At 64.5% G+C, this 14,071-nt stretch carries 16 protein-coding genes, 2 tRNA genes and 1 pseudogene; 17 read left to right on the top strand and 2 right to left on the bottom strand.

The features are described from left to right. Positions 1–211: 211 nt before the first annotated feature. On the top strand, positions 212–2,275 hold the full coding sequence (gene uvrB / locus FVQ98_RS10830; RefSeq protein WP_147913455.1) for an excinuclease ABC subunit UvrB: 2,064 nt from the start codon (positions 212–214) through the stop codon (positions 2,273–2,275). Positions 2,276–2,469: 194 nt separating this feature from the next. On the opposite strand, the gene FVQ98_RS10825 is transcribed toward uvrB, so the two are convergent. Further along, entirely contained in the window at positions 2,470–3,048 is a 579-nt protein-coding gene (locus FVQ98_RS10825) for a BON domain-containing protein (protein WP_147913454.1), read from the bottom strand. Between the two features lie 423 nt (positions 3,049–3,471). Here FVQ98_RS10825 and iscR point away from each other — a divergent pair, with 423 nt between their 5' ends. The 16 genes and pseudogenes from iscR to FVQ98_RS10750 all read left to right on the top strand — a co-directional run bounded on the left by iscR (position 3,472) and on the right by FVQ98_RS10750 (position 12,530). Further along, a complete protein-coding gene (gene iscR, locus FVQ98_RS10820) occupies positions 3,472–4,005 on the top strand; it encodes a Fe-S cluster assembly transcriptional regulator IscR (RefSeq protein ID WP_147913453.1) in 534 nt (177 codons plus the stop codon). Between the two features lie 76 nt (positions 4,006–4,081). After that, a complete protein-coding gene (locus tag FVQ98_RS10815) occupies positions 4,082–5,302 on the top strand; it encodes an IscS subfamily cysteine desulfurase (RefSeq protein ID WP_147913452.1) in 1,221 nt (406 codons plus the stop codon). Positions 5,303–5,373: 71 nt separating this feature from the next. Beyond that, the gene (iscU, locus tag FVQ98_RS10810; RefSeq protein ID WP_147913451.1) at positions 5,374–5,760 is read left to right on the top strand and encodes a Fe-S cluster assembly scaffold IscU; all 387 of its coding nucleotides are present in this window, start codon (positions 5,374–5,376) and stop codon (positions 5,758–5,760) included. A 6-nt stretch (positions 5,761–5,766) separates the two neighbouring features. Further along, positions 5,767–6,090, top strand: a complete 324-nt coding sequence (locus FVQ98_RS10805; RefSeq protein WP_147913450.1) for a cupin domain-containing protein — start codon at positions 5,767–5,769, stop codon at positions 6,088–6,090. Between the two features lie 26 nt (positions 6,091–6,116). After that, the gene (gene iscA, locus FVQ98_RS10800) at positions 6,117–6,440 is read left to right on the top strand and encodes an iron-sulfur cluster assembly protein IscA (RefSeq protein ID WP_147913449.1); all 324 of its coding nucleotides are present in this window, start codon (positions 6,117–6,119) and stop codon (positions 6,438–6,440) included. Position 6,441: 1 nt separating this feature from the next. Continuing rightward, entirely contained in the window at positions 6,442–6,678 is a 237-nt protein-coding gene (locus tag FVQ98_RS10795) for a hypothetical protein (RefSeq protein ID WP_147913448.1), read from the top strand. A 5-nt stretch (positions 6,679–6,683) separates the two neighbouring features. Further along, a complete protein-coding gene (gene hscB / locus FVQ98_RS10790; protein ID WP_147913447.1) occupies positions 6,684–7,205 on the top strand; it encodes a Fe-S protein assembly co-chaperone HscB in 522 nt (173 codons plus the stop codon). A gap of 54 nt (positions 7,206–7,259) precedes the next feature. Beyond that, positions 7,260–9,119 (top strand): Fe-S protein assembly chaperone HscA, encoded by a 1,860-nt coding sequence (gene hscA / locus FVQ98_RS10785; RefSeq protein ID WP_147913446.1) that lies wholly within the window; start codon positions 7,260–7,262, stop codon positions 9,117–9,119. A gap of 15 nt (positions 9,120–9,134) precedes the next feature. Then, on the top strand, positions 9,135–9,473 hold the full coding sequence (gene fdx / locus FVQ98_RS10780; protein WP_147913445.1) for an ISC system 2Fe-2S type ferredoxin: 339 nt from the start codon (positions 9,135–9,137) through the stop codon (positions 9,471–9,473). Positions 9,474–9,485: 12 nt separating this feature from the next. After that, on the top strand, positions 9,486–10,208 hold the full coding sequence (gene dnaQ / locus FVQ98_RS10775) for a DNA polymerase III subunit epsilon (protein WP_147913444.1): 723 nt from the start codon (positions 9,486–9,488) through the stop codon (positions 10,206–10,208). 35 nt (positions 10,209–10,243) lie between these two features. Continuing rightward, positions 10,244–10,318 (top strand) — tRNA-Val (locus tag FVQ98_RS10770). Between the two features lie 258 nt (positions 10,319–10,576). Further along, positions 10,577–10,652, top strand: a tRNA-His gene (locus tag FVQ98_RS10765). Between the two features lie 86 nt (positions 10,653–10,738). Beyond that, a pseudogene (locus FVQ98_RS20320) lies at positions 10,739–10,894 on the top strand (DUF6538 domain-containing protein); the annotation flags it as partial. A 36-nt stretch (positions 10,895–10,930) separates the two neighbouring features. Beyond that, positions 10,931–11,407, top strand: a complete 477-nt coding sequence (locus FVQ98_RS19670; RefSeq protein WP_187265703.1) for a hypothetical protein — start codon at positions 10,931–10,933, stop codon at positions 11,405–11,407. 267 nt (positions 11,408–11,674) lie between these two features. After that, positions 11,675–12,091: a MarR family winged helix-turn-helix transcriptional regulator gene (locus FVQ98_RS10755; protein WP_147913442.1), complete on the top strand. Its 417-nt coding sequence runs from the start codon at positions 11,675–11,677 to the stop codon at positions 12,089–12,091. A gap of 49 nt (positions 12,092–12,140) precedes the next feature. Continuing rightward, positions 12,141–12,530 (top strand): tautomerase family protein, encoded by a 390-nt coding sequence (locus FVQ98_RS10750; protein ID WP_147913441.1) that lies wholly within the window; start codon positions 12,141–12,143, stop codon positions 12,528–12,530. A 202-nt stretch (positions 12,531–12,732) separates the two neighbouring features. Here FVQ98_RS10750 and fahA read toward each other — a convergent pair whose 3' ends face one another. Next, positions 12,733–14,046 (bottom strand): fumarylacetoacetase, encoded by a 1,314-nt coding sequence (gene fahA / locus FVQ98_RS10745; RefSeq protein WP_147913440.1) that lies wholly within the window; start codon positions 14,044–14,046, stop codon positions 12,733–12,735. Positions 14,047–14,071: the final 25 nt, after the last annotated feature.

Below are 14,071 nucleotides of genomic sequence, written 5' to 3'. Positions count from 1 at the left end.
TGCAGGTTGACCATGCGTGTATGGCCCCAAGGCGCCGCACTGCTGTGGGCTTTGCCAGAGGCGCTCGCGGCGTGGCCGGCGTGCACACCTTGCCCGCATCGGGTAAGGTGGTCGGCTTGCCCTTCGGCGACCCGCCCGCATCTGTTCCGCCATGCCATCCACACCAATTTCCGCCACCGTTGCCGCCCAGCCTCGCGCCGTGGAGGCGGACATGCCCACGCCAGGGCAGTTCATCACCTACCCGGATTCGCCGTTTCAGCTGTTCCAGCCGTACCCGCCCGCGGGCGACCAGCCTGCCGCGATCGAGCAACTGGTGGAAGGCGTGCGCGACGGCGAGGTGTTCCAGACGCTGCTGGGCGTGACGGGCTCGGGCAAGACCTTCACCATGGCCAACGTGATCGCCCGGTTGGGTAAGCCGGCCATCGTGTTCGCGCCCAACAAGACGCTGGCGGCGCAGCTGTACAGCGAGTTTCGCGAGTTCTTTCCGAAGAACGCGGTCGAGTACTTCGTCAGCTACTACGACTACTACCAACCCGAGGCCTACGTGCCGCAGCGCGACCTGTTCATCGAGAAGGACAGCGCGATCAACGAGCACATCGAGCAGATGCGCCTGTCGGCCACCAAGAGCGTGCTGGAGCGGCGCGACACGGTGATCGTGGCCACGGTGTCGGCCATCTACGGCATTGGCGCGCCGGACGATTACCTGCAGATGCGGATGATCCTGAAGGTGGGCGGCAAGCAGGGCCAACGCGACGCCATCGCGCAGTTGGTGCGCATGCAGTACCAGCGACAGGACATCGACTTCCAGCGCGGCAGCTTCCGCGTGCGCGGCGACACCATCGACGTGTTCCCGGCCGAACATTCCGAGTTAGCGGTGCGCTTTGAGTTGTTCGACGAGGAGGTCGAATCCATCTCGCTGTTCGACCCGCTCACCGGCCGCGTGCAGCAGAAGGTGCCGCGCTTTGTCATCTACCCATCCAGCCACTATGTCACGCCGCGCGAGAAGACCCTGGTTGCGGTCGAGACCATCAAGCTGGAGCTGGCCGACCGCCTCAAGCAATTCGTGGGCGATGGAAAGCTGGTCGAAGCGCAGCGGCTGGAACAGCGCACGCGCTTCGACCTGGAGATGTTGGCCGAAGTCGGCCACTGCAAAGGCATCGAGAACTACACGCGCCACCTGTCGGGCGCGCGCCCGGGCGACCCGCCGGCCACGCTGACCGACTACCTGCCGCGCGACGCGATCATGTTCCTGGACGAAAGCCACCAGATGATCGGCCAGCTGAACGCCATGTACAACGGCGACAAGGCGCGCAAGACCACGCTCGTGGAATACGGCTTTCGCCTGCCCAGCGCGCTGGACAACCGGCCGCTGAAGTTCGACGAGTTCGAGGCGCGCATGCGCCAGGTCATATTCGTTTCCGCCACGCCTGCCGATTACGAAAAGACCCACGCCAGCAACGTGGTCGAGCAGGTCGTCCGCCCCACCGGCCTGGTCGACCCGCTCGTGGAAGTGCGCCCGGCCACGCACCAGGTGGACGACGTGCTTCAGGAGATCCGCGACCGCGTGCAAAAGCACGAGCGCGTGCTGATCACCACGCTGACCAAGCGCATGGCCGAGCAGCTGACCGAATACCTGACGGACAACGGTGTGAAGGTGCGCTACCTGCACTCCGACGTCGACACCGTCGAGCGCGTCGAGATCATTCGCGATCTGCGCCTGGGCGCGTTCGACGTGCTGGTCGGCATCAACCTGCTGCGCGAAGGGCTGGACATTCCCGAGGTGTCGCTGGTGGCGATCCTGGACGCAGACAAGGAAGGCTTTCTGCGCGCCGAGCGTTCACTGATCCAGACCATCGGCCGCGCCGCGCGCAACGTGAACGGCAAGGCCATTCTGTACGCCGACCGCATCACCGAATCGATGAAGAAGGCGATGGGTGAGACCGAGCGGCGCCGTGCCAAGCAGATCGCCTTCAACGAGGAGCATGGCATCACGCCGCGCGGCATCGTCAAGCAGGTGCGCGACCTGATCGACGGCGTCTACAGCGAAAAGAGCGGGCAGGGCAACGACCGGCGGGCGGCGCTGGTCGGCGCCGGCATGGAAGAAGAGGCGATGTCCGAAAAGGACCTGGCCAAGGAGCTCAAGCGCCTGGAAAAGCTGATGCTGGAGCACGCGCGCAACCTGGAATTCGAGCAGGCCGCGCGGGTGCGCGACCAGCTGCACCTGCTCAAGCAGCGCACCCTCGGGGCGCCAGGCAGCGACAACCTCGCGGCTTGACCGGTTGGGACAGCGCAGAGCACGTTGTTGTGCCCAGGTGGCGTCGACATGCCTGCCGTCCAACTGTTGCGGTGCGGATTTTTCTCACAAAAAAATAGCTGCCTGCGCAGATTCGGCCTGCGCAGGCAGCTATTTTTAAGGTAAAAATCTGCCGGCACGCGCTTGCGCGCGAGCGGCGAAGGTCAGCGCGGCGATCAGCCTTTCACGGCCAGGTTGTTGGACACCGACTTCACGCCTTTCACGCCCTTGGCGATGGTTTCAGCGCGGTCCTTGGCCGCAGCGTTGGGGGCCGGGCCGTTCAGCGTGACCACACCGTCCTTGGTGTCGACGTTGATGGCCAGAGCGCTCAGGTCGGGGTCCTTGGCCAAATCGGTTTTCACCGAAGCCGTAATGCCCGCATCGTCCATGACGGCGGCGACCGCACCGGCAGCGGCGCTGGCGCTCGCTGCCAGGTCCGAGGCACCGGCGCGGATATCGGCGCCCGCTTTCTCGGCGGCGTTTTTGGCATCAGCCGCGGCGTCCTTCATGTCGTTCTTGGCCTCGGTGGCTGCTGCGCTGGCGTCGGCGGAAGCTTCTTTCGCCGCATCCTTGATGTCCTGACCCGCTTCGGCGGCCTTGGCCTTGGCTTCGTCAGCGGCGGCTTCGGTCTGGGCGATGCCCGAATCCAGCTTTTCGCCCGGCGTGCGGTCGTCATTCTTGTTGCATGCGGCCAAGCCCACGGCCAGGGCAGCAGCGGCGGCGATCAGGGACAGGCGATGGATGGTGTCGTTCATGAGGTTCCTCTCTCTGTAAAGTATCCATTGACAGGGCGCAATCCATGTGCACCCGACGCTGCCGATTCTGGAGCGCCCGCCGAGCCCAGCGCGTCGGCGCCCGATGAAACTCGTGTAGGACAAACCGCAACCGGCGCCGTCGCATTGCCTTGCGGGCCGCGGCTGCGCGCAGCCAGCGCCTCGGGGCCCCTCCGGCGGCGCAAACGGTTCCGCCATGGCACGTTCGGGCCGACTGGAGGCTGATCTGGTGCGCTCCCCTGGTCTTCAAAAGGGATAAACCCCCTGACTTTGGTCGGATTTGCGGTATACTTGAGGAAATCACTCGGATATGGCGGCGCTGCCGCAAGCATCGGCAAGTCGCCGCCCCATCCACCGGTGCGCGACATCTGCCGCGCCCGCCCCAGGACACTCAAGGAGTTCGAGATGCGCCTCACCACCAAGGGCCGATTCGCCGTCACCGCCATGATCGACTTGGCCCTGCGCCAAGACAGCGGCCCAGTCACGCTGGCCGCCATCAGCCAGCGCCAACAGATTTCGCTCTCCTACCTGGAACAGCTGTTCGGCAAGCTGCGCCGCCATGAGCTGGTCGAATCCACCCGCGGCCCTGGCGGCGGCTATTCGCTGGGCCGCAAGGCGGGCGACATCACGGTGGCCGACATCATCACGTCGGTCGACGAACCGCTGGATGCCACCCATTGCGGCGGCAAGGAAAACTGCCACGGCGACGGCGGTCGCTGCATGACGCACGACCTGTGGACGTCGCTGAATGCCCGCATGCTGGAGTTTCTGGAGTCCGTCACGCTGCAGAAGCTGGTGGACGACCAACACGCCAACGGCATCGAGATCGAAGGCAAGCCGGCCACCAAGCGCGCGATTTCCAGCAGCCCCGTGGTCAAGCCGATCCGCGTGACAGCGCCCAACTCGGTGTTCGCCCTGGGCGAGATTGCTACCAAATAAGTAGCTGCTTGCGCAGATCCTTCTAGGGCTGCAACCAGAAAACACCTGAATTCAACCCGCGATCGAGATTCCCGCCATGAGCCAGACACCGCACTTTCCCATCTACATGGACTACGCCGCCACTACGCCGATCGACCCGCGCGTGGTGGACGCCATGATCCCCTGGCTGCGCGAGCAGTACGGCAACGCCGCCAGCCGCAGCCACGCCTGGGGCTGGGAGGCCGAGAAGGCCGTTGAAAAAGCGCGCGAACAGGTCGCCGACCTGATCGGCGCCGACCCGCGCGAGATCGTCTGGACCAGCGGCGCGACCGAGTCCGACAACCTCGCCATCAAGGGCGCGGCCCAGTTCTACAAGGGCAAGGGCAAGCACCTGATCACCGTCAAGACCGAGCACAAGGCCGTGCTGGACACCATGCGCGAGCTGGAGCGCCAGGGCTTCGAGGTGACCTACCTCGACGTCAAGGAAGACGGCCTGATCGACCTGGACGTATTCAAGGCCGCGATCCGCCCCGACACCATCCTGGCCAGCGTCATGCTGGTCAACAACGAGATCGGCGTCATTCAGGACATCGACGCCATCGGCAAGATCTGCCGCGAGCACGGCATCATCTTCCACGTCGACGCGGCGCAGGCCACCGGCAAGGTCGCGATCGACGTCAAGACCATGCCCATCGACCTGATGAGCCTGGCCAGCCACAAGACCTACGGCCCCAAGGGCATTGGCGCGCTGTACGTGCGCCGCAAGCCGCGCATCCGCCTGGAAGCGCAGATGCACGGCGGAGGGCATGAGCGCGGCATGCGCTCGGGCACGCTGCCCACGCACCAGATCGTCGGCATGGGCGAAGCCTTCCGCATCGCCAAGGAAGAGATGGCCAAGGACAACGAGAAGGCCTGGGCGCTGCACAACCGTTTCGTGGACGGCATGAAGGGCGTGGAAGAGGTGTTCATGAACGGCCACCCGACGCAGCGCATCCCGCAGAACATCAACATGAGCTTCAACTTCGTCGAAGGCGAATCGCTCATCATGGGCATCAAGGGCCTGGCGGTGTCCAGCGGCTCGGCCTGCACGTCGGCCAGTCTGGAGCCCAGCTACGTGCTGCGCGCCCTGGGCCGCAGCGACGAGCTGGCGCACAGCAGCCTGCGCATCACGATCGGCCGTTTCTCGACCGAAGAGGAGATTGACACCGCAGTCAAGGCGATCCGCGAAAACGTCGCCAAACTGCGCGAGCTGAGCCCCTTGTGGGAGATGCACCAGGACGGCATCGACCTCAGCACCATCCAGTGGGCGGCCCACTGAGTTTTTGAATCAAATCAGGCTGCAGCCTTACAGCCAACTGCGCAGCCAGCTATTTAAATAGGAGTATTGACATGGCCTATTCTGAAAAAGTCATTGACCATTACGAAAACCCCCGCAACGTCGGCAGCTTCGACAAGGGCGACGACAGCGTGGGCACCGGCATGGTCGGCGCACCGGCTTGCGGCGACGTGATGAAGCTGCAGATCAAGGTGAACCCCAGCACCGGCGTCATCGAAGACGCGCGCTTCAAGACCTACGGCTGCGGCTCGGCCATCGCGTCCAGCTCGCTCGTGACCGAATGGGTCAAGGGCAAGACGCTGGACCAGGCGGCCGACCTGAAGAACAGCCAGATCGCCGAAGAGCTGGCGCTGCCGCCGGTAAAGATCCACTGCTCCATCCTGGCCGAAGACGCCATCAAGGCCGCGGTGGACGACTACCGCAAGAAGCACGTGAGCTGATGCGCCATGGCACTGCATCACGCCACCCAAGGTGAGGTGATCGATGTGCGCCCGTACGGCGCGCGCATCGATGGGGCGCAGTCGATTGCGCTCTTCAAGTCTGCCGACCTGGAAGTGATGCGCCTGGTGCTGCCCACCGGTTACCGCATGCCCACGCACAAGGTCGTCGGCGAGATCACGTTGCAGTGCCTCGAAGGCGTGGTGGAAGTGGAGGTCGCCAGCGACACCCACACGCTGCCCGCCGGCCATCTGATGTACGTCGCGCGCGGCGTGACGCACGCGTTGACGGCGACCGCGTCCGCCTCGGTGCTGGTTACCGTCGCCCTTTGACCCAACGATTCGAATTCGCTAAGCCCATGGCTGTCTCACTCACCGAAGCCGCTGCGCGGCATGTCAGCAAGTACCTCACCAAGCGTGGCAAGGGCGTCGGCGTGCGCCTGGGCGTCAAGACCACGGGCTGCTCCGGCCTGGCCTACAAGCTCGAGTACGTGGACGAGGTGGCACCTGAGGACGCGCTGTTTGAGGTGCACGGTGTCAAGCTCATGATCGACCCGAAAAGCCTGGCCTACATCGACGGCACCGAGCTCGACTACGTGCGCGAGGGGCTGAACGAAGGCTTTCGCTTCAACAACCCAAACGAACGCGACCGCTGCGGCTGCGGCGAGAGCTTTCGCGTCTGACATGGGCGACGGCGAAGCGGGGCTGCCGCTGGCACGCGCCACGGTCAGCGTCACCATCGACAACGAGCGTGAAGTCGCCGCGGTGAACGCGTGGTTCCAGCGCTGGGGCCCGCGCATCCAGTGCGCCGACAACCAGGGCTGCGGCTGCTGCGTCGACATCTGGGACGTCCAGGCCCCCGCCGCTGCGCTGGCCGAGTTGCCGACCGCCATGTGCCGCCCGCTGGCCACCGCCGCCTGAGCGCCATGAACCTGCAATCCACCGACTTCGAGCTGTTTGGCGTGCCCGCGCGCTTTGCGCAGGACCGCGCGCAGCTGGACGTGCGCTGGAAGGAGCTGCAGCGCGAAGTGCACCCCGACCGCTTTGCCTCCCAGGGCGCTGCCGCCCAGCGCGCGGCCATGCAGTGGTCGGCCCGCATCAACGAGGCCTACCAGCGACTGAAGGACCCGCAGCGCCGCGCGGCCTACCTGTGCGAGCTGAACGGCGCGCCGATCCAGGCCGAGAACAACACGGCGATGCCGCCCGACTTCCTGATGCAGCAGATGGAGTTGCGCGAACGCTTGGACGACGCTCATTCTGCTGAGGCTTTGGACGAAATCGACGACGAAGCCAGGCAGCTCGGGCGCGACATGCTTCAAAAAATAGAGCGTCAACTCGACCAGGACAAGGACTGGCCGGGCGCCGCGCAATCCGTGCGCGCGTTGATGTTCCTGGACAAGCTGGCCGCCGACGTCGGGCGGCGGCACGAAACCTTGGAATCACGATAAGGATTCGCGGCGGAGCAGGGCGCAACCCGGGGCTTCGCGGCGACGCTGTACTTCATGGCCTTGCTTCAAATCTCCGAACCCGGTCAATCGCCCGACCCGCACCAGCGGCGCGTGGCGGTCGGTATCGACCTGGGAACCACCCATTCGCTGGTGGCCGCCGTGCGCCACGGGGTGGCCGAATGCCTGCCCGACGACCAGGGCCGCGTGCTGTTGCCCAGCGTGGTGCGTTACCTGGCGGGTGGCCAGCGGCAGATTGGCTACGACGCGCTGGTGGACCCGGCGCAGGACCCGGAAAACACGCTGTCTTCGGTCAAGCGCCTGATGGGCCGTGGCCTGCACGACGTGGCCGATGCCGCCAAGCTGCCCTACCGCCTGGTGGACCAACCCGGCATGGTGGGCATCGAGACCGTGCTGGGCACCAAGTCGCCGGTCGAAGTCAGCGCCGAGATTCTGGCCACGCTGCGCTACCGTGCCGAAGACACCTTCAACGACGACCTGTACGGTGCCGTGATCACGGTACCCGCGTACTTTGACGACGCGCAGCGTCAGGCCACGAAAGACGCGGCGCGCCTGGCCGGCATCAACGTGCTGAGGCTCATCAACGAACCAACGGCCGCCGCCATCGCCTACGGGCTGGACCACGGCGTGGAAGGCGTGTACGCCGTGTTCGACCTGGGCGGTGGCACCTTCGACATCTCCATCCTGCGCCTCACCCAGGGCGTGTTCGAGGTCATCGCCACCGGCGGCGACTCGGCCCTGGGCGGCGACGATTACGACCGCGCACTGGCCGACTGGTTGCTGGCGCAGTCTGGCGCACAGGCCGCCACAGCCGCCGATCGCGCCGCCATCCAGCGCGCCGCCCGACAGGCCAAAGAGGCCTTGACTGCTTCAGAAAGTGTAGCTGCCCGCGCTGATCTGGCGGGCGCCAAGGTCGAATTAGAGGTGGATAGAGCGGCGTTTGACACGGCAACCTCGGCCCTGACGGCGCGCTGCCTGGCCGCGGTGCGCCGCACCTTGCGCGATGCGCACCTGAACGTGGACGAGGTCCAGGGCGTGGTCATGGTGGGCGGCTCCACGCGCATGCCCGTCATCCGTCAGGCGGTGGCCGAGTTTTTCCGGCGCGACCCGCTGGTCAACCTCAACCCGGACGAGGTCGTCGCGCTGGGCGCGGCCGTGCAGGCCAACCAGTTGGCCGGCAACGATTCGGCAGGCGATCTGCTGTTGCTGGACGTGATCCCGCTGTCGCTCGGCATCGAAACCATGGGCGGCCTGGTGGAGCGCATCGTGCCGCGCAACCAGACCATCCCCGTCGCCATGGCGCAGGACTTCACCACCTACAAGGACGGCCAGACCGCGCTGGCGCTGCACGTGGTGCAGGGCGAACGCGATTTGGTCCAGGACTGTCGCAGCCTGGCCCGCTTTGAGTTGCGCGGCATTCCGCCGATGGCGGCGGGCGCGGCACGCATCCGCGTCACCTTCACGGTCGACGCCGACGGCTTGTTGAATGTGTCGGCACGCGAGCAGACCAGCGGCGTGGAGGCGCAGATTGACGTCAAGCCCAGCTATGGCCTGTCCGACGAGCAGATCGCCACCATGCTGCAGGACTCCTTTACGACCGCCGATGCCGATGTGAAGGCGCGCGCACTGGTTGAAGCCAAGGTCGAGGCCGACCGCATGCTGCTGGCCACCCAAAGTGCGCTGGACGTGGATGGCGCGTTGCTCAGCGCAGCAGAGCAGGCCGAGATCGATGCGCTGATGCTTTCCCTGCGTGCCATCGCTGCCAACAGCACCGACGCCGCCGCCATCGAAGCCTCGACCGAAGCGCTGGCGCACGGCACGGAAGCTTTTGCTGCCGCGCGCATGAACGCCGGTATCCAGAAAGCGCTGTCCGGCAAAAAAGTCGAATCGCTTTGAATCTGGTGGACTGACATGACCAAGATCACCATACTCCCCCATCCCGAATACGCCCCCGAAGGCAAGGAAATCGAAGCCAATGTGGGCGATTCGATCTGTGAGGCGCTGCTCGACAACGGCGTCGAGATCGAGCACGCCTGCGAGATGAGCCGTGCCTGCACCACCTGCCACTGCATCGTGCGCAAGGGCTACGACAAGCTCGAACCGCCCGAGGAGGAAGAAGAAGACCTGCTTGACCGCGCCTGGGGCCTGGAGCCGCAGTCACGCCTTTCGTGCCAGGCCATCGTCGGCAAGGACGACCTGACGATCGAGATCCCGCGCTACTCGATCAACCACGCCAAAGAAAACCACTGAGGCGAATCAGAAATGGCACGACAGATTGTTCTGGACACCGAAACCACGGGGCTTTCGGCCGACAACGGCGACCGCATCATCGAGATCGGCTGTGTGGAGTTGCTCAACCGCCGCCTCACCGGCAACAACCTGCACTTCTACGTGAACCCCGAGCGCGACAGCCACGAGGATGCGCTGCGCGTCCACGGACTCACGAAGGAATTCCTGAGCGACAAGCCGAAGTTTGCCGAGGTGGCCGACGATATCCTGACCTATCTGCAGGGCGCTGAACTGATCATCCACAACGCGGCGTTCGACGTCGGCTTTCTTGACAAGGAGCTGGAGCGTCTGGGCAAGCCGGCCCTGCAGGGCCATGTCGGCGGCGTGACCGATACGCTGGTCATGGCCAAGCAGTTGTACCCCGGCAAGCGCAACAGCCTGGATGCGCTGTGCGACCGCCTGGGCGTGGACAACTCTGGCCGAACGCTGCACGGCGCGCTGCTGGACGCGGAGTTGCTCGCCGATGTCTACATCGCGCTGACGCGCGGGCAGGAAGCGCTGCTCATCGATCTGGGTGACTTGGGGCATTCGGGCGGGCCGGCTGAGCGCGTGGACTACTCGGCGTTTGAACTGCCCATCCTGCTCGCCAACGACCTTGAATTGGGCGCCCATGAGGAAGTGCTGGGCCAGCTCGACAAGTCAAGCAACGGAAAAACCGTGTGGCGTGTTGTAGCCGCGGAAAACACTGGTATATAATTCCATCTTTCGACGGCTCCATACGGCGCCGAAGAGGGTGATTAGCTCAGCGGTAGAGCACTGCCTTCACACGGCAGGGGTCGCAGGTTCAAACCCTGCATCACCCACCAGACAAATCAACGCTCTGATGCTACATACATCAGAGCGTTTGTCTTTGCGGTGTAGTTTCCGGTGTAATTTGGGCAGTCCCCGGCTGATTGAACTGCTGGCCAGTGGGCATCTGAATCAGCGCTGTCGATGACTCCCATCACGCGAGTCGCATTCGACGGGGACAGCGTGTTGAGAAACTACATCTAGGAAAACTGGGGCGATTCAAGCCCAACTTTCGAGATCCCGTACTTCGCAGCTATAATGCGCAGTTCCAGACGGTGGCTGTAGCTCAGTTGGTAGAGTCCCAGATTGTGATTCTGGTCGTCGTGGGTTCGAGTCCCATCAGCCACCCCAAATACCCCATAAGCTCTTGATTTATCAAGAGCTTTTCTCATTTTCAGGGGTACTGCTACACAAGCCCGCTACACATCGGGGGCAGTATGCAGGGACTATTCCGGCGCGGCGGCGTCTGGCAGGCAGGGCTTGTTGTACCCCTCAGACTTCGATCAGCAGTCGGCAAGCGGGAGTTGGTGCGCTCAACCGGCTGTCATGAGCTTGGGCGCGCCAAAGTTGTGCATGCCCGTCTTTTCGCTCAGTGGCGCAGCTACCTCTTCACATTGGACGGTGGCCGAGTGAACGACGATCAAATCCTGCAGCTTGCGCACGGTAGCCCCAGGCTGCTTTCCACCGGGTATGTCTCCGTTGCGGACGCGGTTGAGGCGACGGGCCTGGGTTCGGGCGATCTCTTGCAAGCGGTTGCCGATCGCCAAGTGCAGCTTTGGTGCAGGCTCCCGGCCTCCGCGTCAACTGGTGTTCGCGCGTCGTTGAGCGACATCGTGGGGAATGAGTGCCTTCCCAGGCCCGATTCAGTTTGGGCGACCGACGCAGAAGCGCCCAATGAAGTGCTCAGGGTGTTTGAAGACCACAGCGTCGCGAATGACATGATCGCCCGCGATGCGAAGACTCACCACGTGCTATTGGTCCGCTTGCCGACGGGCAACGTTTTCATCCCCAACCAGCGCTGGAGCTTAGCGTGCAGGCGTTGTTGCTGCCCGCCCATAACGTTGAATCGCTTCGTCCGGATTGTCACGCCAGAGCGACCGGCGTGACGCTCGAAGGCGCGCGCTGGTGGATAGCGAATGACCCGGCCAACTGGCGGGTGGGCGCGTGCAGATCCTCGAGTTCCCCGGGCGGAACAGCCGCCGGCAAGCCCTTGTGCGGGTAGCGAGGCGAATCGCTTGCCGCCAGCACATGAGCCAGGCTGCGCGCGGTGTCAACCGTGATTGCCGCGCACGCCAGCCAGCAGTCAACCCGCATGACGACATGGTTAAAAATAGATAGTTGCAACGCTAACTAAGGCGCACTAGAGTCGCACCATGTTCGATGAATGCATGTACTTCAACACCTCCGCGCTGGCGCGGCGGTTGGAGCGCGAATGGGCCGCGGCGTTTCGGCCCTTGGGTTTGGCGCCGCCGCAGGGCTTCGTGTTGCGTGCGGTGCTGCAGCAGCCCGGCATCTCGCCTTCGCGACTGGCAGACGAATTCGCCATTTCGCGCCCGACCGCCACGCGGGCGCTGGACGGGCTGGAAGCCAAGGGGCTGGTCGTGCGGGCCATCGGCGAGGGCGACACACGTCAGGTGTCGGTGCAGCCGACCGACGAGGCGCGGGCGATCGAGTCCGCGTTGAATGCGGCCAGCGCCCAGGTGACAAAACGCCTGAAGAAGGCGCTGGGCGAAGCTGTCTTCGCCACGTTGGTGAACGATATCCGCGGTGTGCACTCCGCCCTGAAGTGAGTGCTTTTTTTGACCATACGGTTGCAATGCTAACTAAAGGAGTTTGACCATGCCTATCCTGAATGTGAAAGTCGCCGCTGAAGCTTCTCCGGCGCTGACGCGCGACATCGCGACGATGCTGCTCGATCTGACCAGCCGCATCCTGCACAAGAAACCCGAGGTGACCGCCATCGCGATCGACTACGCCAAGCCTGATCAGTGGCTGGTCGGCGGTGCGCTGCTGTCGGAGCAGGGCAAAAGCAGCTTCTACATGGACATCAAGATCACCGACGAGACCAACACCAAGGACGAAAAGGCCGAGTACATCCGCGCGGTGTACGCCCAGTTCCAGCGCCTGTTGGGCGAGGTGCACGAGGAAAGCTACATCTACGTGCAGGACGTGCGTGCGGCGTCGTACGGCTACGGCGGGCTGACGCAGGAGTACCGTTACCAGCACTGACAGTGCGCCGTGGTGCTGCCCATGCCCAGGATGGGTGAGGCCGCCGCCGCGTCGCGGTGGCGGCCGAAAACGTCAGGCGTTCAGCCGGCGCGTGAAATTCTGGCGCTATGGCGCGCAGACCCTTGACAGATCAGCGCGGGCAGCTATCAAATCAAAAGCAAAAAAACGGTGAAGAAAGCACCGGCAATCGATGCCCCGCCCGTCAAGCCGCGGGCAGCACCATTCCCACGCACTCGCCGAAGCCGATGCGCGCAGCGCCCGGCTTGTCGCACCAGCCGCGCAGGATGATGGTGTCGCCGTCTTCCAGCCAGGTGCGGGTTTCGCCGTTCTTCAGCTTGAGCGGGTTCTTGCCGCCCACCGTGAGTTCGATCAGCGCGCAGGCCGAATCGAGCGTGGGGCCGGACAGCGTGCCCGTGCCCAGCAGGTCGCCGGGCTGCAGGTTGCAGCCGTTCACGGTGTGGTGCGTGACCATCTGCGCCGCCGTCCAGTAGGCGTGGCGGTAGTTGGTGAGCGTGAAGCGCTCGGGCGCGGCCTGGGCGTCGCGCATCTGGGGCGTGACGATGCAGGCTTCCAGCTGAATGTCCAGCCCGCCTTCGGCGCTGTTGGCGTCGCTGCTCAGGTAGGGCAGGGGCTGCGGATCGCCTTCGGGGTGGCTGAAGGCGGCGCGGAAGGGCGCGAGCGCTTCCATCGTCACGATCCAGGGCGAGATGGTCGAGGCAAAGTTCTTGGCCAGGAAGGGCCCCAGCGGCTGGTATTCCCAGGGCTGGATGTCGCGCGCCGACCAGTCGTTGAAGAGCACGAGCCCGAAGATGTGCGATTCGGCCTGATCGATGGTGACCGGGTCGCCCAGTTCGTTGGCTTGGCCGACGAAGACGCCCATTTCCAACTCGATGTCCATGCGCGCGCTGGGCTTGAGCACGGGCGCGTCGGCGTCCGGCGGCTTGACCTGGCCCTTGGGCCGCTTGAAGGCCTGGCCAGACACGCCGATGGACGACGAGCGGCCGTGGTAGCCGATGGGCACCCACTTGTAGTTGGGCAGCAGGGGGTTGTCGGGCCGGAACTGCTTGCCGATGTTGGTGGCGTGGTAGACCGAGGTGTAGAAGTCGGTGTAGTCGCCAATGCGCGCGGGGAGGGTGAATTCGGCATCGGCCTGCGGCACGAGGCAGGCTTTCAGCGCGGCTTCTTGCGCTGAGCCGGTTTGCAATGCTTTTGAGAGCGCCTTGCGCAGGCTGGACGCCGCTTGGGCACCCATCCCCATCAAATGGTTGAGGGTGGGTTCGGCCGCGGCCTGCGCCGGGGCCAACGCATCGCCGCTGAACACGCCAGCCTGAACGGCTGCGGCCATGTCCACGATCTGGTCACCGATGGCAACGCCGCCGCGCCACGCTTCGGCGCTGCCCTGGCGCCGGAACACGGCGAAGGGCAGGTTCTGGATCGGGAAATCGGTCGTGCCGTGGTTGGCCGAAACCACCCAGCTGGTGAGTTTCGGGTCGTGCGTTTCGTTCAGCGTTGCCATGCGTCTGTCTCTTGGAGGAAGGGCG

Origin of the sequence: Ottowia flava (genome assembly GCF_008017535.1) — a bacterium.
GTDB classification, from domain to species: domain Bacteria; phylum Pseudomonadota; class Gammaproteobacteria; order Burkholderiales; family Burkholderiaceae_C; genus Ottowia; species Ottowia flava.
The sequence above is the reverse complement of the archived record's forward strand: the minus strand, read 5'-3'. Positions and strand labels throughout refer to the sequence as shown.